The sequence below is a fragment of the Carnobacterium sp. AT7 genome, from assembly GCF_000171855.1.
Lineage (GTDB): Bacteria > Bacillota > Bacilli > Lactobacillales > Carnobacteriaceae > Carnobacterium_B > Carnobacterium_B jeotgali.
Window position 1 is genome coordinate 1 of record NZ_ABHH01000035.1, and the last position, 21,752, is coordinate 21,752.

22 protein-coding genes and 1 pseudogene are annotated in these 21,752 nt (G+C 35.0%); 2 read left to right on the forward strand and 21 right to left on the reverse strand.

The genetic code is table 11. The features are described from left to right. Together holA and CAT7_RS10370 are read right to left on the reverse strand one after the other, a co-directional pair. Positions 1 to 915 (reverse strand): DNA polymerase III subunit delta (gene holA, locus CAT7_RS10365; RefSeq protein WP_007725398.1); only part of this gene is annotated, 915 nt, incomplete at its 3' end. A gap of 72 nt (positions 916 to 987) precedes the next feature. Next, positions 988 to 1,578, reverse strand: a pseudogene (locus CAT7_RS10370) (ComEC/Rec2 family competence protein); the annotation flags it as partial. Positions 1,579 to 1,862: 284 nt separating this feature from the next. Here CAT7_RS10370 and CAT7_RS10375 point away from each other — a divergent pair. After that, the gene (locus CAT7_RS10375) at positions 1,863 to 2,105 is read left to right on the forward strand and encodes a hypothetical protein (protein WP_007725400.1); all 243 of its coding nucleotides are present in this window, start codon (positions 1,863 to 1,865) and stop codon (positions 2,103 to 2,105) included. Between the two features lie 41 nt (positions 2,106 to 2,146). Here the strand turns inward: CAT7_RS10375 and CAT7_RS12065 are convergent, their stop codons facing one another. The 4 genes from CAT7_RS12065 to CAT7_RS10395 all read right to left on the reverse strand — a co-directional run bounded on the left by CAT7_RS12065 (position 2,147) and on the right by CAT7_RS10395 (position 4,480). Continuing rightward, the gene (locus CAT7_RS12065) at positions 2,147 to 2,680 is read right to left on the reverse strand and encodes a hypothetical protein (protein WP_007725401.1); all 534 of its coding nucleotides are present in this window, start codon (positions 2,678 to 2,680) and stop codon (positions 2,147 to 2,149) included. A 114-nt stretch (positions 2,681 to 2,794) separates the two neighbouring features. Beyond that, the gene (locus tag CAT7_RS10385) at positions 2,795 to 3,733 is read right to left on the reverse strand and encodes a CHAP and LysM peptidoglycan-binding domain-containing protein (protein WP_007725402.1); all 939 of its coding nucleotides are present in this window, start codon (positions 3,731 to 3,733) and stop codon (positions 2,795 to 2,797) included. Continuing rightward, on the reverse strand, positions 3,734 to 4,096 hold the full coding sequence (locus CAT7_RS10390) for a phage holin (RefSeq protein WP_007725403.1): 363 nt from the start codon (positions 4,094 to 4,096) through the stop codon (positions 3,734 to 3,736). It lies immediately after the preceding gene. Between the two features lie 9 nt (positions 4,097 to 4,105). Next, positions 4,106 to 4,480 (reverse strand): hypothetical protein, encoded by a 375-nt coding sequence (locus tag CAT7_RS10395; RefSeq protein ID WP_007725404.1) that lies wholly within the window; start codon positions 4,478 to 4,480, stop codon positions 4,106 to 4,108. A 206-nt stretch (positions 4,481 to 4,686) separates the two neighbouring features. Here CAT7_RS10395 and CAT7_RS10400 point away from each other — a divergent pair, with 206 nt between their 5' ends. Beyond that, entirely contained in the window at positions 4,687 to 5,961 is a 1,275-nt protein-coding gene (locus CAT7_RS10400) for a hypothetical protein (protein ID WP_007725405.1), read from the forward strand. A gap of 39 nt (positions 5,962 to 6,000) precedes the next feature. Here CAT7_RS10400 and CAT7_RS12070 read toward each other — a convergent pair whose 3' ends face one another. The 15 genes from CAT7_RS12070 to CAT7_RS10475 form a co-directional block, all read right to left on the reverse strand. Continuing rightward, positions 6,001 to 8,049 (reverse strand): phage baseplate upper protein, encoded by a 2,049-nt coding sequence (locus tag CAT7_RS12070; protein ID WP_007725407.1) that lies wholly within the window; start codon positions 8,047 to 8,049, stop codon positions 6,001 to 6,003. A gap of 21 nt (positions 8,050 to 8,070) precedes the next feature. Then, positions 8,071 to 10,827, reverse strand: coding sequence for a phage tail tip lysozyme (locus CAT7_RS10410; RefSeq protein WP_007725410.1), 2,757 nt, complete (start codon positions 10,825 to 10,827; stop codon positions 8,071 to 8,073). Then, a complete protein-coding gene (locus CAT7_RS10415; RefSeq protein ID WP_007725412.1) occupies positions 10,824 to 11,546 on the reverse strand; it encodes a hypothetical protein in 723 nt (240 codons plus the stop codon). Before CAT7_RS10415 ends, CAT7_RS10410 begins: the two co-directional genes overlap by 4 nt. Then, positions 11,543 to 13,816: a phage tail tape measure protein gene (locus tag CAT7_RS10420; protein WP_050771818.1), complete on the reverse strand. Its 2,274-nt coding sequence runs from the start codon at positions 13,814 to 13,816 to the stop codon at positions 11,543 to 11,545. Before CAT7_RS10420 ends, CAT7_RS10415 begins: the two co-directional genes overlap by 4 nt. Before the next feature lie 246 nt (positions 13,817 to 14,062). Then, positions 14,063 to 14,497, reverse strand: a complete 435-nt coding sequence (locus CAT7_RS10425) for a hypothetical protein (RefSeq protein WP_035019685.1) — start codon at positions 14,495 to 14,497, stop codon at positions 14,063 to 14,065. A gap of 1 nt (position 14,498) precedes the next feature. Further along, a complete protein-coding gene (locus CAT7_RS10430) occupies positions 14,499 to 15,113 on the reverse strand; it encodes a major tail protein (protein WP_007725418.1) in 615 nt (204 codons plus the stop codon). Then, positions 15,113 to 15,475, reverse strand: a complete 363-nt coding sequence (locus CAT7_RS10435; RefSeq protein WP_007725419.1) for an HK97-gp10 family putative phage morphogenesis protein — start codon at positions 15,473 to 15,475, stop codon at positions 15,113 to 15,115. Before CAT7_RS10435 ends, CAT7_RS10430 begins: the two co-directional genes overlap by 1 nt. Further along, positions 15,465 to 15,803: a hypothetical protein gene (locus CAT7_RS10440; RefSeq protein ID WP_007725420.1), complete on the reverse strand. Its 339-nt coding sequence runs from the start codon at positions 15,801 to 15,803 to the stop codon at positions 15,465 to 15,467. The genes CAT7_RS10435 and CAT7_RS10440 overlap by 11 nt, the downstream gene beginning before the upstream one ends. Continuing rightward, positions 15,793 to 16,125, reverse strand: coding sequence for a hypothetical protein (locus CAT7_RS10445; RefSeq protein ID WP_007725421.1), 333 nt, complete (start codon positions 16,123 to 16,125; stop codon positions 15,793 to 15,795). The genes CAT7_RS10440 and CAT7_RS10445 overlap by 11 nt, the downstream gene beginning before the upstream one ends. Then, positions 16,106 to 16,375, reverse strand: a complete 270-nt coding sequence (locus tag CAT7_RS10450; RefSeq protein ID WP_007725422.1) for a head-tail connector protein — start codon at positions 16,373 to 16,375, stop codon at positions 16,106 to 16,108. The genes CAT7_RS10445 and CAT7_RS10450 overlap by 20 nt, the downstream gene beginning before the upstream one ends. A gap of 6 nt (positions 16,376 to 16,381) precedes the next feature. Continuing rightward, positions 16,382 to 17,779: a phage major capsid protein gene (locus tag CAT7_RS10455; RefSeq protein WP_007725423.1), complete on the reverse strand. Its 1,398-nt coding sequence runs from the start codon at positions 17,777 to 17,779 to the stop codon at positions 16,382 to 16,384. A gap of 1 nt (position 17,780) precedes the next feature. After that, positions 17,781 to 18,359, reverse strand: coding sequence for an HK97 family phage prohead protease (locus tag CAT7_RS10460; RefSeq protein WP_007725424.1), 579 nt, complete (start codon positions 18,357 to 18,359; stop codon positions 17,781 to 17,783). Beyond that, a complete protein-coding gene (locus CAT7_RS10465) occupies positions 18,331 to 19,539 on the reverse strand; it encodes a phage portal protein (RefSeq protein WP_007725425.1) in 1,209 nt (402 codons plus the stop codon). The genes CAT7_RS10460 and CAT7_RS10465 overlap by 29 nt, the downstream gene beginning before the upstream one ends. A 23-nt stretch (positions 19,540 to 19,562) precedes the next feature. Then, positions 19,563 to 21,284 carry a terminase large subunit gene (locus tag CAT7_RS10470; RefSeq protein WP_007725426.1) on the reverse strand — a complete coding sequence of 574 codons (1,722 nt, stop codon included), beginning with the start codon at positions 21,282 to 21,284 and terminating at the stop codon, positions 19,563 to 19,565. Next, on the reverse strand, positions 21,281 to 21,752 hold a 472-nt coding region (locus tag CAT7_RS10475; protein ID WP_007725427.1), incomplete at its 5' end, for a P27 family phage terminase small subunit. The genes CAT7_RS10470 and CAT7_RS10475, both read right to left, overlap by 4 nt.

Sequence of the window (21,752 nt, forward strand, 5' to 3'; positions counted from 1 at the left end):
TAATGCGTATTCCTTGATTTTCCTCATTTGCTGAATAGCTAATTTTACCCGGTAAGGATGTGTTTTCAATAGTTTAGCAATATCCCCTTGTTGGTAGCCTTTTTTCTCTAAAATTTTAACTTGAATCAGCAATCGGAATTGAGCAGTCATGATTGCATTTATTTTGATTGGATCTTCTTTTTGCAGCAACAGATCTTGATACAAGTTTAATGCTTGTCCTACATCTTTCTTCAAGACGTATTCATTTAAGGCGAATATGTTTTGTTCTAACGATTTAGCCACTAATTCTTGAACAGCTTCTATTGTGATAAATTTAGTTTCTTGTGCGTAAAGAAATAGCTTAGGCAACTCTCCCATGGCTACTGATAACTTTGCATCTGTTAATTGAATAAACAATTCAAATGCTTCTGGTGAATACCGATACCCTTCATTTGAAATCGTATCTTTAATATATTTTCGCATTTCTTTTTCTGATAAAGCATTAACTTCAAGTACTGTGGCTGTTTTTTTGAGTAACTTGGTTATCTTCTTACGTTCATCTAATTTTTCGTATGGTGCAAAGAGTACAAGCGTAGTTGACTCTGAAGGACGGGTTAAATAGTTTTCGAACCATTTCAAATCATGCTCTATCTTTGATTTTGTTTTTTCACCTGTTAAGAAAACCGGTCTGTCGACGAAAACAACGCGGCGTTCACCAAAAAATGGAATAGATTCTGCATCTTCTAAGGCAGTTCCAATAGACACTTCTTCCATGTCGTAAGCGCCATAGTTCAGTTCCAGTTCTTCTTCTTTTAATAAATTATCTAGCAGCGTTTTTCTTGCTACACTAGCTAAGTAGGACTCTGTTCCTAATACAATATAAACTGTAGCAATTGTGCCATTTTTTATTTTTGTTAATTCTGATACAAGATTCACTCTGTTCCACCACTTTCTTATCTTGCCTCTATGGTACAAAGCATTAAATTATTTAGCAAGACTATTCATGAACTATTTTAGAATTGTCTGAAAGTCTCTTTCTTTCACTCGCGTCAAATCATCGGAATACGTATACCTAAAACTACCTTGCAAATCAGTGCGGTAAACAGTTGTATTCAACTCAACAAATCTTTCCATAACAGCTTCATTCGGGTGATTGTAGCGGTTGTTTAATCCACAAGATATTAATGCAATTTTAGGATTTAATTGTTGAACGAATTTCTCACTAGTCGACGTTTGGCTTCCATGATGGGCAACTTTTAAGATATCCACTCTTAAGTTAGGATAGAGAGCCGCTAGTTCTGCTTCTCCGGCTTCCTCAATATCTCCAGGAAACAACCAATAGTAGTCTCCTATTTTCCCGTACAGGACTAATGAATCATTGTTTTCGCCCTCACCAGCTTTCAAGGGCCATAATACTGCTAATGAAGGGCCAAAAAGTTGCTTTTGCGTATTTTCAGCCGTAAGTGCACTTAATTTTGTTCCGTTCTTTTCTAATGTTTGTGCTGCTTCATAAAATGGTTGTTTTTTTGTTGTACCTACAGGGAAAATCAGCTTTTTAATGTTAATGCTCTCGGCTAGTTCTTTTAATTCACCCATGTGGTCTTCATCTCCATTAAGTTAACCCGGAAATTGTAATGTATGCTTATGAATCGTTGATAAATAAGGACTTATAAGCATGTTACTATTTTGCTATTCGTGAGTAAAAATGTCAAAGTATGGTACTTATGCCCCTTTTCTGCCCCCCTAAATAAAAAAGAACCTACTATAGTAACTAGTAAGTTCTAAACTTTAACGAGTAGGATGATGAATAAATTATAACAAAAATAAATCATTTGAAATAATTTGCATATATTATAAGCATTATACTTAAAGGGGAATCTTAAATGAAAGTATTTGTAGAATTTTTACCACCAGATGTAAGAATAGTTTGTTTTAAACATGAAGGATTAAAAATAGAGGCTTTTAGATCCGTTATAAAATCACCATATGTAAATGTTAGTTACGAAAAAGATTTATCTACCTATCCTTTCAGAACTATCGATGAAGCTCAATATTTTGCTGACTTAATGATTAATGAATATTTAGAAAAAATAAAATCTGTAGAAGACTTTTTTGACGGATTTTGAGCAAAAAAATAACCCTACCTCAATTAAGAGTTAGGGTTTAATCAAAATAAAAATCCATTTGAAATATCTTCTAACATAATCATCTTTTCCGCTTCTTTATTAATTGACTCCTTTTCTTTGTTCAAATATAAAAACGAAGCAACTGCATCTAAAATTTCATTGCAAAACTCTCTCACATCTAACTGAAGTACGGTAATACCATTATTTATACTAGAGTTACGGTGAACAAACCAACCTTCTGGCGCATGTATAAAACGAAACTTATTTAATATTTCTCTAGCACTGTGGTTTTCTAGGTTATCAGAACCATTATGTAGATAAGCACATCTCAAAGCATAAACATCTCCAGATTTCATTACGTTTTTGTAATCGTCATGTATATCAAAAAAATATTCATCTAACCATTTTTTATATCTCACTTTACTCTTTTCTTTTATTTCAGGATATTCGAGAGTGCTACATAAGTCGGGCAAAGATAGTGCTAGAGTAAGAGCAGCATAATATGCTTTGTTGTTTAAACATTGTTTCACATCATTTATCATTGGAGCTATTTTTTCTTGCATTGTTGACGTCATTGCTTCCCCTCCAATATTCTTTAGTTTAATTGTCCCCTTTATTATCCTCTAATTATTTTATATTGCAACACAAAAAAGCCACCTCAGTCAAGAAGTGGCTTTTTAACATTTTTTCTATTTAATTGTTGCTCCAGTAGATTTAGCAGCATAGATTGCTACATTACCAAACGCGCTTGTTTTAATTTGATACACATCAGTAGTTAACATTTTGATGATCTCATAGTCTAATCCACCATATTGAGCAGGCGCTAATAATCCAACTTCTTTACCAGTAGTGTATGGTCCGGAAGTTTTGTAAACTCTCCACGTTTTAGCGGATTTAGGTAAATAAATACTTTTCTTTTTGGAAACAGCTGGTTTAGGTTTAACTGTTCCAGCAATATTAAGTTTGTCACCTGCATGGATTAGATCTGATTTTAAACCGTTCAATGATTTAATTGTTTGTACATCTGTACCGTATTTTTGAGCGATATCCCAAAGAGTATCACCTTTTACTACTGTATGGGTTCCGTTTGATTTACTTGGAGTAGCTGCAGGTTTTGAAGCCACTGGTTTAGCAACAGTCGCAGATGCGTACTTAGGTCTAGCATATCCACGAATGGTTCCATTACCAACTTTAATCACACGACGTTTAACAGCATTACCATAGTTACCTTCAATAGTAGTAATTGTAATACCATTTACTGATTCAACAAACCCAATGTGATCTGCAAAGCCATCATTTGATTGAGTAGTATCGCCCCAGTTATAAGTGATGATATCACCTGGTTTAGGAGTTTTACTGCCATTTTCATCCCAGATACCTAGTTTCTTAAAAATGGCGATATGTCTTTCAACTCCACATTCCGTTCCTGATAAAGCAGTTGCTCCAGCTTCAATAAATACTTTAGAAACGAAAGTGTCACACCAGTCGTCATTGTATGTGACTTTATACCCAACCGCCAAAGGTTTATGAGCATTGTATGCATCAATAATTTTCTTGTGTCCGCCGTTCGATTCAGTTGTACCGATATATTTCTTTGCAATTGTTAAGATATTTTGTGCTGTTGTCATTTATTTTTCCTCCTCGTTCAATTCGATTACTCCAACTTTGGTACTATTAAATGCGTCATTCATTGATTTTACAGATGCTTCAATTAAGTTCTGCAATTCTGTATCAGTAATATTAATTTTGTTTTCATTTAGCAACTTAATCGCTTCTTTTCGTGCGTTGGCCAACTTGATTGCACCATCCTCATTTTGCCAAATCTGTTCAGCCGCATTGACTGCGAGGTCCACTAGATATTGTTTTTTATCTAATTTTTCCGTTAAACCTAACTCGTCTAGGTATTTAGCCACCTTGCGAGCTAACCAACCAATTAAACCTACTACCATTACTACTAATGCGTTAAATAAAGCTTCTTGTACTGCATCCATCTTTATCTCCTACTTTCCAAATATATTTACTACCGTTTGTATAACTAAGTAACCTGCACTGCCTCCGCCGAAGATCATAGCGATCATCTTCATTCGTGTGTCCGTGCTCAACTTCTTCATTTCTTGTGTGCGTTCGGATTCTTTTTCTCTCGTTGTGGTTACCGTATTAAAGACGTTGCCCATTTGTTCAGATAATCGTTCATTTTGTTTCATCAAACTTTCATTCTGACTCATCATAATTTTAGAACGTTCGGCTGATTGAGCTTGATTAATTAAAACTGAGTCTTTTAATTCTTTAATATTTTTTTGAATATCTTCATTTGATTGTTCCAATTTAAAAATACGCTTTTCGTGATTATCCAAACTAGGTTTCATTTCACTCACATCTCTTCACTCCTTTTCTCAATATAAAAAGACCTACTCGATTGAGCAGATCTTCGTTTTTATAATTTTTCAGTTACCCGACAGTTTGGTTCTACTTTCCTGATTTGAAGACACTTACGAAGTTCGCGAGAAAATAATGATGCATACTTCTGATAAATAATGTACTATATGAATTGACGTTAATACTTAATAGAAAGGAAATATTAATGAATAATAATGAATTAATTACCGTTCCCCATGGAATACATGAAAAAAACATACCTCGAGCTTTTTTCCAAATGATGCATAGTTTCTTAGCGATATTTGTAGTTTCTTGGATGTCTGGAGGATTGTTTTCATATATATCAGATTCCATACCGAGTTTTATAACTTATGCTTTTTATGCAATTTGGTTATTTTTTGCTTTTTTAACTAACTTCCAATTCTTAAAAAGGCTCTTATTTTTAACATGGCCGCTAATATTTTTTTACCTGTACATATTGTACGTTTCAGGAAAAGTATCTTTGGGAACTTATACACATATAGAATTATATTCTCAATCTATTATCTATTTATTAATTACAGTTTCTATTTCTCTGTTTTATCTAACCAGCAATTACCTGATTTCCAGAAAACGTTTTTTAAATTATTTAATTTTAGATTTTTCTATAGTTGGCATAAATACATTGATAAAATTAAATCAAAATCCTGATTTATCGAGATTATTAGCTACCGGAAATGAAGAGATTCTTAGTGAAGGCTATAATGCTGTAGGAAGTTATGCTTTCAACTACTCTATAGTTCCTATTTTGTTACTTTTAGTTTACTTGCTCGTTAAAAAACAAGGGAGAAAGATACATTTGATTTTCTTAGCATTAGGTATTATGGTTCTGTTAAAATCTGCTTTTACATTAGCCATTTTGTTGTTTGCAGTCTTTTCATTATTAATAATGATCACTGACAACTTTAAAAAGAAACCATACGTGAATATTTTTGTATTATCTTTGATTCTTTTACTCTACATTACGGGCTTCCTTTCGAATATGTTTTCTAGTTTAGCGGACATTACCGGCTTATCAACCTCCATAAGAATTCGATTTGATGAAGTATCCGACCTTCTATCGGGAGTTGTTTTCCATGGTAGTGACCTAAGCGCTCGTTTCCAAAGATATACACTGAGCATAGATGCTTTTAAAAATAATGTTTTTGAAGGTACCACATTAGGTGATTTCCAGCCTATCGGAGGCCACTCGTCTTGGATAGATATTTTAGCCTATTTTGGACTTCCTTCTTTGTTATTCTTTCTATTCTTTCTTAATATCTACAAAGTATACAAAAAAATTGTACCTTTCAAATACATCTCACTTGTTAGAATCACATTCCTATATTTTTTGGTTTTAGGAATTCTGAATACTTTATTTTTTTCAACGATTTTTATTACTTGGTTCTTGTTTATGCCGATACTCATTTTATACATAGACAACGAAAAAAAGCTGATTTAATTGTCGGCTTTTTTTTCGTTGTCTTATTGCTTTTATAGACTACGTTAGTATTAATTCAATAGTTCCTACTTTAGTAGTTCCAGAGTTAAATCCTGTTTGATTAAAAGTAACGTAGTAAAGTTGATCATTTACTTTATTTAAAACAACGTTTGTAGGTTTGTTAGGGTCTCCGTAAAAACTTATAGACGATATAGCTATTTTTTCGACTATGAGAAATTCAAAATCTAGATACATAATACCTGTACCTGTTCCCGTTCCTTGAGCGGTAAAAGACTTTGTCATGAGCCCCTCGAATCTATTTTCTGCCTTGTTTACGATTCGATCCATTGCTTTTGGCCATTTATTCAATTCGACAGCACCGACATCAGTATTGATAACTGCGTTAGTTTTAATGCTTATATCAAAAAATTCGAAATGTTCAAGAAAACCATTCAGGTAACTCGATACATTAAAAGTTGATGGTACCGAAATATAAGGAACACCTATAATATACGAATTTCCTTCCAGAGAAATTATTGGCGGGATCTTGTTACCCACTAATCGGATCACGCCAGAATCTTCAACAGATACATCGCCCTGATAAGGAGGTTCTCCCGAACTTAAATGTGAATCACGCATGATGATAGAAGTGTTAAAATTCGGAGTATTTGATTCAACACTATTGCCAGCGTATTGATAAAGAATTGGTATTCCATTATCCTCTCCGCCAAATCGTGTGTTATATGCTCTAAAATGGCCCCAGTTGTCCACCCATCTAACTTTCGCTACACGTTCTGCACCGGTTCCCATCGTCGGAACTCCAACACTATTTTCTATTGTCATACGTCTTTGTTCATTTTTATTCACGAAGACGGGCCGGTTTGGTGAAAAAGTTGACTTATCAATATAAAACCATGAAAAATCAATTACGGCTATGTCACAAACATTGTATAAAACCCCGTTACAATTCATAAACTTAGAAAGTTCAATTTTAATTTGTGTTGATTGGTGATTATCTCCAGTATCCGCCCATGTGTAAATCGCGTAATCGGTAGTTTTGTGGAACTGACAACGACTGATTACAATTTGACTGTTATCCTCATTGTGATTTTGAAAGACAAATGCGTGAGATCCTTTAAAGAATGACATTCCGCTGATGTAAATATTATTTAACGCAAACGTCTTGCTTAAATCTGTGCTAAAATGTGCAATACCTGAAGTCAATTGTTCAACAGAAGGCATACCAACACCAATCATCACAAAATGAGCTGGAATCAAAATGGTTGTGGTTAGTTTGTAATCTCCTTGTGGTACGATTAAATAATTTGTTGAACCAGAACCCCAACCAATATCTGGATAATTCACGTTTTCTAAAGTCGCTATTGCTCGATTGAATCGTCCAGCATCGGTTATTTCGGGATGAATTCTTGGGAAATCAGATATATTAACCCCGATGTCATCTTTTAAACGAATGATAATATCTTCAGTTTGTGCGAATTGTGCGGTAGTGTCATCTTCATTTTTATCTAATCTAGATTTCAAATTAGCAAATATACTTCCATCACTTGTCTTTCTGGCTTCAATTAGTTCCCTTAAAATGTTACCTCCTGGATCTATCCCATAAAGTATTTCTTTCACAGATTCAAACCAAACATTAAAATTACTTTGACCATTTTTAATGAAATCATCTAACAACTTTAATAAATTACTTAACTTATAAATATAAGACTTGCCGTCAATACTTCTGCTCATAAGACTTGAATCTACTTGAAATTCGAAATCTTGTGTAGAATCAATTTTGCTTTCTTCTTGTTTTATGGAAAAATAGCCTTTTTGTCTACCAACTGCTTGCATTGAATCATCATCAAAAGTGTATTGGATTCTGCCGCCTGTATTATTTACAACAACAGCTGGTTTTTCAACCAAATTCAATCCAAAGCTGGCACAAAAATAAACCGTTAATCCTGTTAGATCATACGGCTTATTATTTTGAATGATTTGAAACTCAACTAATTCTGAGTTAACGTTACCTTGTCTTACTTTGATGATTCCGACGTCATTTCTTGGTTCTGTAGTACTTAATACTCCTGACCATTTAGCTACTGCCATTTTCTCAGTCCTTTCCATAGGTTATTTTGTTAACCCTAAATACGGTGCTGGGTCTTGATAAGGACCCCATAATGCTGAACCAACAGAAAAATGTAAATGTGATCCTGTTGAATTACCAGTAGACCCCATTTTGCCGATTTGCTGACCTTTAGAAACGTTGGCTCCTTGTACCTTCATTCGTTCAGATAAATGAGCGTACCCCGTGTAATTTCCATCAGGATGTTTAATAACAATGTATTCTCCGAAACCTCCAGATTGAGCTGAACCCATTGAAGCAATCACTTCGCCGTTTTCAGCAGCGAATATTGGAGTTCCTACAGCATCTGCAAAATCCATTCCTAAATGCGTTCTTGTATTACCAGGGTCCAATGGATCATCTCTGTCTCCAAACCAACTTGAAATACGGTAGCCAGGAGGAACTGGCATGACATATCTTCCTCCACCAACTAATCCATGTAATTTTGTATACCAGTCATTGGCCCAATCAATACGTTCTGGATGGGTATTTAAAGGACGTTCAAAGTTGCGTTCAAATGCCATTGTTGCAGTTGCGATATTTGTTAATTGTTTAAATTCACTTGGACTATATGGATATCCGCCCGTTTGGATGTATTGTCCATTAAACATATCCCATTCAAGTAATTTTAATTGGGTTTCAAGCAATCTGTAATCTCCAGTGATACCTGCAGTTGCCAATTTTTGTTGAATATAGATTCTTCCAGAAGTAACGCCATCTGGAGAAGTCCATTGCACCACTCCGTAACCGACACCAGAACCAGTTTCATCTTTATCCGGATAAATACCAGATTCACCTTGCATATTTCCTAAAATAGCGGCTGCTGCTTGTTCTGTATATCCTTTATCTTTTAAGAATGACCAAACTTGCCAAGCGTTTTTTTCTTGTTCAGTCGTCAATACTGGAGGAGTTCCTGGACTAGTTCCGCCACCAGAACCACCAGTTACGGGTACGCCATCAACAGTTAATCCGCCAGTTATATTCATTGGTCCTTCATGTGACCAATCACCTGCAGTAGTCATTTCTCCTACTAATCTAAAAGCTCCCATAGCTCCAAACGAACCATCATGAGCCCAATCGCCTTTTGAGTTTATGTCTCCATTTTTAAGGAACTGCAGTCCAAAGTCTTTTTTAGGAGAAATCTGAATAGCTTCGCCACCAGTATCTAGGTTAATAAAAATAGACTTGTCAGTGAATAATTCTCCACCGGAAGTCCATCCAAAGGTAGTACCATATGTCCCCATTTGTCCAATTTTGGTGCTGTTTCGCCAAAATTCTAATCCTTGTTTAGTCAGTTCCATTATTTTTATATTAGCATTCCATATTTGCAAGGTACTACCGACTAATTTAAGAACGTCACCAGCTTCGTTGAATGAGTTTTGAAAAACATCGGCTTGGATAATTCCAGACTTAATGAAATCAGCTACAATAACGCCATCTTGTGTCATAGCTAAACCGAACGGACCATTTACTCCAGTACTTGAATAACCTAATCCACCTAAATTCCAACGCCATACTTTTTTAGCAGTGGCCACATCATCAGTATCCATAATCAATATCTCGCTTGGTGCGTTTTTAGGTCTAAAACGAACGTATCCGCCAGTTGTTCCAGTGATCCAATTAGTTGCGTTGATTACTGCACCTAATAATTGTTCAGACTTTTGTTCAATCTTAGTGGCTACTGCTTGTACTGCAGTATTAACAGAACTAGTATAAGTGCCAAGTTCATTTCCCAAGACAACATCTTTATATTTTTTGAGGCGTGGATACCAGGTACATTGAACCATTCTTTCGACAACTTCTATATCAATTTCTTTAAGATTACAATAAGCAGTGTCGCCAAAATGGAGCTTAGAAATATGATCGTATAAATCTTTATACTCTTCAGTATTTTCTAGCATAACCATGTTCACTTCATGAGTAGCTTTAGGTTCATGGATTCGATCCTTATCAAATAAAGATTGACCCCATGCTTTTAATTCAGCAATTGTTTTGCAATCCGCATTTTCTCTCTTAGCTATTTTACGATTGCTATCATTTACTCCACTAACTTCTAAAAAAGAAAATGTAATAGGATCTTGTGCAGCATCATAGTTTGTACCTTCTGGAACTGCTCCGATTAGAAACAAACTATTAACAACACTCATGTCATTTACATTCTCTTCAATGGATTCAAGATTTATTCCAAAATCAATACGATAACCATTGTCTTCACCAATCTTATCTTTCAAGTTCAAAGTGAAATTATCCATATCTAACTCACCACCAGTGACACCTACTAAGTTTTGTTGACCATTATTACTACCAATGATTGCATCGATTACATTTACTTGTTTAGCTGTAAATTGGTGATGTGTAGGAACGGTTGATTTAAATTCAAAACGTTGAGCGAATGCTTGATTAGCTTTAAGGTCATTCATAATTGCTTGGCCGTTACCGTTTTGAGTAAAACTTTTTCCAATAAAATTACGGTTGGCCATGTATCCAATATGAAAAGCGTTAATTGAAATTGTAGTCAAATCTTTAATATAATCTTTTATTTCAAAATACTGCCAGGTATCATTTTCCCAAAGAGCTTTAACAAATTTCCCTTTTTTGATATCCTTAGCAAATTGTCCTTCTAAACTATAGGTGCCAAATAAACTAAATTCACCATTTATCTGTCGGGTTATTTCCGGTTCTGTTACCCAGTCCATCAGAACGTCACCATTTTGGCTTAATTCATTTGGGACAGTTTCATATAAATAAACATTTTCAATCAAAGCCACACACTCCTTAATTTAACTTTAGCTGACTTAAAACTACCCGTTAGCTTAATGATATTCGTTCCTGGATAAAGAAAAGGATAATCACCTTTAGAAAACAGCTTTTTAGTTGGTTGAATAACAACGCCACTTTCAGTATCTACTGTTAGCAGGCCCGTATTAGTATTCAATACAGTTAACTTTCTTCCATTTATCTCAAAGGATATATCTCCACCATTAGAATCAATTTCAAAATACGGTCTAGCATTTTCCATACCGTGATCCATCACAATATTATCTCCTGCTACTAAATTAATAAATTGTTCAGCAACTTTATATTTAAATGGTTGGCATCTAAACGAGATTTCAAAATCATAAAAAACACCCCATTGATTTTTATATTCAACAGGGCGATTTATATTAACTTTTGCTTCAACATATTTATCGACATCGTTATGTGTGATTAGCTTTCCTGTACCTCTAAGCCATCTTTGGACTTCTCCCATATGTTCGTAAGGGATAGTTACATCTTCTACAGGATAGTCATAGGCTTCATAATCACCATGCCATTCAGTTAGGGTTCTGCTTCTACCCAATACTTTAATTTCATCTATGTTTGGAATAGAAGAGATAACCGGTAACTCGTTAGCAATTATTAAGCCATGATCTAACAATGCGTTTTCTCCTTTGAATACAAAGTTAGGTGTATCTTTTTCTAAATAATCACTCTTCATCATCCTGGAATCCCTCCATTTCCAATTAATCCTAATTCTGCAGAACGTTTCATTCTTCTATTTAATTTAAGCAATTCACTTGGACTATTTGTATTTAACTGCCCAAAATGGTTATTTATAACTACTGAATCCTTACCTTTTGAAGCACCAGAAATACCTTTAGCTTTTTCGTCACTAGATAACGGCGTAACTTTTGTTCTGCCGTTCATACTTGTTACTAATTCAGGACCTGCTTCACCAACAATTGCTTGGCCGTTTAAGAAGCTACCTCCTTCAGCAAGGAATGGTATTTCAGAAATGCTGAAACCTTTTCCGCCAATACCAGGAACCCATTTAGGAATCTTGATTCTACTTAAACCACGAATGAATCCGTTAATTAAGCCAATCATGGCATTTAGTGGTGCTTTCGCCATCGCTCCTAAACCTTCAAAAATTCCGCCGAAAATATTCATTACACCATTCCATGCTCTTGACCAGTCTCCAGTGAATACACCAGCTATAAAGTCAATAAAACCTGTAAAAATTCGTTTTCCAGCACTTGCGAAATTATTAAAGTTTTGTTTAATACCATCAAAAATTCCACTGATATAGCCACCTAAAAATTTAAATGATTCAACTCCAACATCTTTGATTCCTCTAAAGAATGCATTGACTCCGTTTCTGAACCACTCAACCTTTTTGTAAGCTACTGCGAAAATAGTAATGAATGCAATAATGGACAAGACTACTAATCCGATTGGACTTGTTAAAAATCCGAATATTGTTCCTAGTAATTTAAGACCGCCGCTTAAGAGCTTCACACCATTGTATATTTTAGTCATGCTAGACATTACCATTCCGAATCCTACTAGTAAAGGACCTATAGCCATTGCAATTAAAGCTACTTTTATAATAAATTGTTGCATTTCAGGACTTAAATTACTCCACCAGTTCGCAAATTGTTGCAATATTTCTGTAACTCGTACCATTGCTGGTTCTAAAGTAATTTGAATAGCTTCAGCTACTCCAGATAAAGCCAGTTTTGCGTTATTCAAAGCCATATCTGCTTTATCTATTGGGTCTAATGTGCTTTCAAACGTATCGCCAACTGCTCCACCACTGTTTTTTGCTACTTCACCCAACTCACTTAAATCAAGAGTTCCTCGTTTAATAGCATCAAACATGACGGATGCGCCTTTTGTTCCGAACACTTCACTCGCCAAAGCCAAAGCATCAGTATCGCTTGTTGCGTTCTTCATGTTTTCTTGTAAATCTCCAAGACCTTGTGTCAAAGTTTTTCCGTCTTTAGCAAATGTTACTGAAGCCTTAGACATGTAACTTAACATTTTTCCAGAATCAAGTCCGCTTTGTTCGAATTTACCAATCATTTCAACACCGTCTTCAAAAGAAAGGCCTAGCGCTTTAATTTGTGGCGCTCCTGTAATTGCTTTATCAAATAAGGTATCAACAGACTGACCAGTATTTTGAGCAACTTTAGTAGTAGCATCTAAGACTACATTCAAATCATCATAAGACATTTCATAAGCTTCAATTACTTTACGCGAATTGATAGCTGATTCAGATACATCAGTATTATTAATTTCAGCAAATTTCAGCATATAATCCGTTGACTCTTCCAATTGCTCATCTAAGAACCCGAACTGTGTATTCATTTCTCCAATCGCATCACCGACTGTTTGTAAATCTAAATGAGTATTGCCAGCAACGTTTTCAAAAGATTCTGTTAAATTATCTGCAGCATCACCAGTTGCTCCTGTTTTCGTAATGATTGTATCCATTGCTTCGTCGACTTCACCAAATGCAGACATAGCAACTGCCCCAAGAGCCAATATAGGAGCCGTTATACCAACGGTCATCCCCTTACCTACGTTTTTGACTTTCTCGCCCGACTCTTCAATCTTAGCTAGTTTTTCAGCCGTATCTATAGACAGGTCGCCTTGTTCTTTTAACGCATCATTTGTAGTTTCTAATGCGCTTCTTAACTTGTTTTCACCTGTTTCAGATTTAAGCAACTGATCATATAGCTTCTTGGATTCATTTGAATACTCACCGGTTTCTTTTACGGACCGTTCATATTCTTCTCGCAACATTTTAGAACGCTTTTCAGCACCCTCTAATTGAATTTCTAATTTACCTTTAGCGGCTTGAAGTTTCTCAGTTTGAGTAGCATCTTTTTTCATTGCTGACACATGGTTATTGTATTCTCTACCAGCAGTATTCATGACACCATTTATTTCTTTGATAGTCTGGGCATATTGTACTTGTCCATCCATTTTGAAATTTAGTACTACGTTACTTTCTTCAGTTTTCGCCAAATAGTTTCACCTCCTACCAATAAGGACTTTCACTAATTGACATAGTGTCTTTCCCTTTTTTGAAAACATCTGGATTATTCGTTTCTAAATGTAAAATAAAAGATTTAAGCCACAGTTTTGGAGTTGATTTTAAAAAGAAATCAAGGTCCCAATTTAGAAGAGTTAGCGCAACATACAAATAAAAATCCCAAGGGGTTCCATTATCTACCTCTTGCGATTTTTTCCTTTTTTGTTTTGGTTTTTCTTCTGAAAGTCCTGTGGCTGTACTGATTTTTTTAAGTCCTCATCCTCAAAGTTTTGCGACATAAAGACATCAAGACATATTTGATAAATGTTTGTTACTTGCGAGAAAGGAATGGAGCGTTGCAATTCTTCTGGAGTACATTCTGTGCCGCCAGATCGTACCATTCCATAAATTAATGCTCGGATGATTTTCATGTTTTTTCTAGTAGCAACGATTGCTTCTTTACCAACAAATTCATCATTCAAATCTCTTTCGAAAACTGAATAGTCTTCACCGTAGACATCTGCAATAAATTCCATAGCATCCATCCCAAAACTAATTGGGATTTGTTCGTTCTGGATTTTTATATAATCAATGTTTAATTCAACATTTACTAAGTCACTTAATCTAGCCAAACTATTCACCTACTCCTAGTAGCGTTAATTGTTCTTCTTCATAAATAACCGTATCAATGAATTCGTCAAGAGTAATCATATCTGTGCCAATCCTTGCACTGTCATAAGAAGTATTAAGAACTTCGTTATACAACAATGGACTAGCTTTCATAGTCAATTTAACGTCTTTAATTTCATCATCATCAGTAGTTGTTTCGTACTCTGTATCAGTTGCTAAAGTTAATTGAACACGAGGATACCAGACTGCCATTCGTTCTCCGCCTTCAATACGTCCAATAAAACCAAACCCAAAGTAAGGCATTTCTTTTGCTCTAGATCGATTAAACACAACTCCTTTTACTGGAGTAATGCCGTTCAATTTATCTAATAAATCGATTGGCATACCGACATGATCTAATCCTAATTCGTGTTCAGTTTCTTTACTTACACGTCTAAATATTTTACTTGAAGCATATTTCACTTTTTCTGAACCGTTACCCTTAACCGCTAACTTAACTGCAATAGGCAAACGCTCAATGTTTGTTTCGTCATAAACTGGTTTGACATTTGGTGCATCTGGTGAAGTCATTGGTACAAAAAAAACGTCGTCAATTCCCTCAAAATATAAAACTTTCATTATCCCAGCTCCTCAATTAATTTTTTTGTCATGATATCTTGTATCTTTTCTTGATTTTGTTCCCAAGTTCCACTAGCAAAATGCTGCGCTTTTAAATTAACTGTTCCGTTTTCTATGAACCGCCAATAAAAAGCCGTGTCTTCGAAAATAACGGCTACTTGTTCATCTTGTATTTCAACTTTTATATGATCTTTAGCATGCTTTTTCTTCATGAGTGAAACCGGAATATTTGGAATCATCTTTTCTACATAATATTCAGCAGCTTCTTGAAGTGAATCTAGAGAAATTTTCTCCACATCAACTTTTACTAACTTTCCAAAGTGCTTTGACATATCAGCAAACCCGTTGTTATTACTCGACATTTTCAATACACCTCACATTAGTAAAAAAATTGGTTACCGTATCATCGTTTTCATCGCCTTGAATAGATATGATTGAACTGAATGGAACTTTATTCTCATTGAACTTCTTAGTAATAACGTTAAATTCTTCTTCAGTTCCTTTTGTATAAAGAGAAACTTGATAGAGTAAACGTCTTTTATAAATCGATCCAGAAGCACGTTTGAAATCTTCTGAAATATATGAATAAACAATGAATGGATAAACAGATGTCGTTGGACCTTTATCTCTATAAACCTTCAAATTTGTTGACTTTAAAAGCGTTCGTAATTGTTGGAAATTAATTGACATAGGATAAAGACACCTCCATAGTCCGTTCGTTTTCTTTTGTATAAATACGTTCAATGTTATAAATTATTCCTTTGATCCTAATGCGATATTCTTTTTGATTGTCTTCAATATTGCGATCAATACGACATTCGATTTTTTTCATTACTTCATTTTGATCTTTAGTAGTGAATTTATCAGTCGCCGTAACGCCAATATTGTTGTACTTAATATTTCTTTCTTTTGGATAACTCATTATTGGCCTGTCTGTGTCAGGATCAATCGTTTCCCCTAATTTTAGAAGCTCACCCGTCCATTTAAGATTATTAGTCTGTCGTTTCGGCATATTGATTAAACACCTCCTGGACAAAGAATGGAGTCAGTGCATCTAATGCTTCACCTAATTCTTTTTCAGCAACACTATAATCAAACATGATTCCAGCAACCATCATGACTAGATAATCCTTCTGGCCACCCGTGGCAGTTAGTACATAATCTTTAGCAGATTCAATATAAAAAGAGAGCATGGAATCATCCATACCCTCCTCAAATTGCAAATGTAATTTTAATTTTTCTTTTAAACTTAATTCATCCATAAGCTATTAGCCTCCTACTGGTGCTGTAGCTCCTACTTCGTAACGGTATACAGATGCTTCGAATGGAGAATAAATCAATTGACCATCTAACAAGTTGTATATTTGGAATCCAATACGGTTTGTATCAGAGAATTTTTCAACTAGTTTTTGAATTTGTAATGCGCCAATAACATCTTGAATATGGAATGTTTTGAAATCACCAAAATAGAAAATAGGTTTAGTTGAATCAGTGCCATCCGCTGCATCAGTAAAGTCAACTTTGTGTCCTAATAATTTATAACTAACTTCATCACGACCTGTGTCATACAATAAAGGACGACCTTGTCCATCTAGCAAACCTTCTAATACTGTAAGAGCAGCACCGTTAATAATCCACATTGCTTTCTTACGTACTTCAGTAGTAACTTGACCTTTCATTTTAACAAGCTCTCTGTATAAAGTGTTTTCCAGTCCAGACTTAGTTAAATCTACTGCAGCTGATTCATAGTAGCCTACTGCTTTTTTAGACAATGCTCCAGGGTTTAAAGCTTTAGGATCATTACCGTTAAACATGTATTCAGTTTCTTTACGAACGTATGCTTTTTTCAATTCTTCGATTACGATATCTTCAACTTTGTAACCAGGATCAGCCATGTTGATTAGTTTTTTAGAAATTGTTGCTAGTGCATCAAATTCTACAGGGCTTAGGTAAATTTCATCAAATTCGATATCTGTTTCTGGAATTGGATTTGGTACAATATGACGTTCTTGTCTAATTGCGTTGGCAACTGCTTTCTTAACCAAGACAGGATATTTAACATTGCCTCGAGTTTTTACAGTTGTTCCATATTTACGTAACAAGTTTTCTTCTTGTGAGTAAGTTAGAATTTCAGTAGCTACCACTTCAGGAATTAATACAGATCCGTTATTTGTTTCTACACCTGCAGCACGTGCTTCTGATTCAGTGATGTGTCCAACTACGAATTTAGCAAAAGCAGAACGTTTTTCTAATTCTTTTTTAGCAGTTGATACATGGCCACGAGTGCTTAGTCCACTTGCAATAGCTGTTTGAATAGCAGAGCGCTGTTCTGGAGTTATTCCAGGTGCTTTGGAACGATTTTCTTTGCCCTTTTCTTTGCCCTTTTCTTCGTCGCCTTCGCTACCTTCACCTTCATCACCAGAACGTCCTTCGGAACCTTCTTCACCTTCAGAGCCCTCTCCACCAGCTTCTCCTTCTTCACCTTCGTTTCCTTCAGCTAAATCATCAGCAATAGTTTGTAATTGTGCAGAAATTTCTTCAATCTCTGTTGTAATCGCTGGTAAGTCTGCTTCACGTAATTCTGGGTCTGCAGCCTTTGTTCTTAATTCTACTAATCTTTCTTTATTTCTTTTTTGCAACGCTAATAATAATTCCTTCTTTTTCATATTACTTTTCCTCCAATAGATGATTTATTTTTTTTATAATGGACATTCTTTGTTCTACGTTGCTATCTAATTCTTTGGATCTAACAAGTGATACTTCTGTATCGTCATAAGCGGGTAAAGAAACAACTGAAACCTCATATAAGTTAACTTCATTAATTGTTCTTAATGCTGGCTCAACTGCATAGTCCCATGTTTCTTCAGTAGGAATAAATCCAAATGAACATTGGTTAATGTCTCCACGTTTCATACTTTCAACTAAGTCTCTTGCTACTGAAGTGTTAGGCAACTCAACTTCAAACTTCAAACCACGCTCGTCTTCTTCAAGTCTTAACGTTCCGCTTTTAGTTCTTCCTAAAACATTTCCCCAATCATGGTTGAACAAGGCTCTGATATCTCCACCACCACTTGCAATTGTTTTAGAGAATGCTCCAGGATTAATGGTTTCTTCAAACCATTCACCAATAAGGGTTTTTGAATTAAATACTGCAGCATAACCACTTATTACATTTACTTTTCCTTCATCTACATCACGAGTTGTTAAGCCAGTGATATCAAAGTCCCTCGTTATTTTTTTCGGCATTTTTTTTATCACCACCTTTCAATGAATCATCAGTAGAACTACTCAAATCTTCGCCACCTATTAAGTCTTTAGAAATATATAATTTGCTAGATTCTTCTGTATTCAAACGTTGGAACCCAAGCATTTCTCTAGAATCATCTGGAGAGGTAATCATTGTTCGAACCATGTTATAAGCAATATTCGTTTTAGTACTGTAAGGTACAAAATCAAGAATATTAATTTTGAATTTGATTCTTTCTTTAGAATCTTGGCCGAAAAAAAGAAGACTCATATGGTCTTCAAAGTTTTTCATTATTGGACGTACTGCTTTGTTATGCAGATACATCATTGCTTTTTCTAAATCTGATTTTGTTAATGCTGTATAGGTATCAACATTGATTCCCAAAAATTTTCCCAGGTCTTTTTTATAAACATTTAGATAAGCTAGTGTTTTGTCATCATCAATTGGACTCTTCATAGTTTCAATTTTATAACCCTTACCAAGTGGAATCATCTTAACTGAATGCGCCTGGTCAATACTTTCCAATTGGTCCAATATTCTTTTAATCAGTTTTGATTGGGCGCTATTGCTTGGATTTATATGTGCATCTAGTACCAATAAAAAAGCCATCAGACCACCTTTAGTATATTTGTCTGTTAATGCCTTCTCGGCAGACATAACACCTTCTAGTGTGCTTTTTCCTAGCTGTTTAAGACCAACACCCTTCAAATGATTTGTTCCAATATTTTTAATGTGTCGAATTAAGAATTGAGGTATTTCAGTTCCACCAATTTTAAAATGTTCAATCAAGCGATCGTCAATTTCAGTTGCTACATTGTTAGCTAAATGAATTTGTTGGCCATCATAAACCGGGAACACTTCTCCTTCAAGTAAATAAGTATTCGTCATTAATTTAATGAGTTCAGATTGAGTTAAATAGTGGTTAGGATTTCGAATAACATTTAATACATGATGGTTTTTTATTTCGTTACCATCATCATCCTCAACGACTATGTCCGCTAACATTAATTGATTACTAATGTCTTGCATCAATTCATAGACATCACTAGATTCTAAAATGTTTTCATCGTTTAAATAATGACCGCCATACCTTGCTGAACTGGAAAATATATCTTCAACTATTCCTCTTTTTTCAACTTGCTTCAAAAGGAAATTTGATACTCTATCACGTAATCCCATGTTGTGTTTTTCACCGCCTCTCGTTATCTATAAATTTCATCAAGCAAGTCATCCATTCCCTCGTTATCAATTGCTACCATTTCATACATCGTTTCTTTGTGCGCTACTAAGAAGGCAATCACACCATCAATTTTCTTTTTAGATTTTGATTTACTTGCTGCTTTCATTCCTAATAGATTCACACCAACGACTAGATTTAATAAGCAATAAATAAACAGTGGGTTGTCAGTGACTAGTTGCTTTTTATAAATGATTCTTTCCATGTCATCAATTGGCGCATTCATTACTTTTGGAAATTGTGAGACAGCTGCAGTTTCTAAGCCTAAATTTTCTAGCTTTTCAATTAACGATGCGCTCATGGCTGGATCATAATTTAATAACTGAACATCATATAGATCCATGCATTCAACAATGTATTCTTGAACCATGTCTTGGTCTATCATCTTTCCATCACAGAAAGTAACGTAACCTTTTTCAGCTAAATCTTGATAAGGAACGTTATCTTCTTGTTCCCTCAAATCGATATCCTCATTAGGAATGAAATACATTTGCTTCACTTTCAACAAAGGATTTCCTTCATCATCAAACGTCGGGAAATTTAATGAGACACACGTTAAGTCGGTTGTCTTAGATAAATCCAGTCCCAGGTAAACCATTTCTCCATCAAGTGGTCCAAGATCATTAACCAATATGTGTTCCACCTGATCATTATCAAAGAAGTTTTCTGCCCCATTAACAAATACATTTAAATGCTTTGTTAAGAATTCAGCCTTTGCATGTGCGGATCTAGTAGCTTTAGTAAACGCTGGTATCATTTGTTCGATTGAGACAGACACGCCAATATTTGGATTAACCATTGCCCAGACTTTTTTATCAGTCCAGTCATAATTTTTATTGGGCTCCCAAATCATCACAAAGTTGGAATCATCATCATCGCTTTTCAGAACTGCTTTTGCTTCTTGATAGACACGCATACCAACAGATGAAGAACCTTTACCTGCAGTAGAAATATTAAACATGATTGGTTCTGGTCTTGAAGACATAGCACTCTTAAAGTTATCGTATTGTTCCATCTTGACTTGCTTATGCAATTCATCATTCAATACAAATTGAGGATTCGAACCTTCAATATTTTCAATATTTTTCGATTGAGCAATAAATTTATTTTGATAGGCTCTATCTTGAAAAGTATATTCGTAAACAATTGAAGAAATCGTACCTTTTGGACCTTTATAAATAGTGCTAGGATTGTTTAGCACATCATTATTTAAAACGGTAGCTGCAAAAGGTTTAGCTGCATATTGCGTTTGTTGGAAATCAGAAGCACAAGCATAGCAACTGGCATTTAAAGTACCTTCTCCATACATCGTATATCCTAAAGCACCAACTCCAACAAGAGTTTTACCGTTCTTTTTAGGTATCTGAATGTAAGCCTCACGAGTTACGCGTACTTCTTGACCCTTTTCATTTACATGCATCCATCCGTATATCCACGAGTATATAAATTTCTCCCATGGTTCCAACAAAAAAGGTTGGCCGGCAAGTTCACCATCAGTATGGTAAACAAACGACTCAACCCAATCCATCATTTCATTTGCGCGATCTACATCAAACCAAATATCTTTTCTCTTTTTCCATTTGTAATAACGATTTACAGAATCTTTAATTGTTTGAGGATATTTCTTAGGACTTTTACGAACCATTTTTGCATATTGATCAGCATAGTTCACACTGCGTTCTATCAAGCCTTATCACGCCACTTCGCTCGATGTGCTGCTAGTTCGTCAACGACTTCCACCGGTTTTGTCATAATGGTATCATGCTTTGCAGTACTGCCACCGGTCACAAAGTTTTTAGGTTTGTGTTTATTTGTTAGACCTAAATCACCAAGAGCTTTCATCTTTTTATCAGACCAGGTTTCAACTTGTTGAGCTAAAGGATGCTTAGAATTATTAGTGGCGCCAGACTTATTTGTATACCTTTGAGTTGTTGGAAAACCTTTATCTCTCCATTCAATAAACATGGTTTGATAGATTTCAAAGATATCTAAATAGCTTTCAAATAAAGGGTCCAGGGTTCGAGTGTAAATATCTGCTTCACGCATTATCTTTAAAACACGATCTTTTTCTTCGTTAGTTTTCTCGGCAACAATCGCTTGCCTTTGTTTTTTTGTGGACAAATAGTTACACCCCCCCTTTCTTTTTTTATTTTTT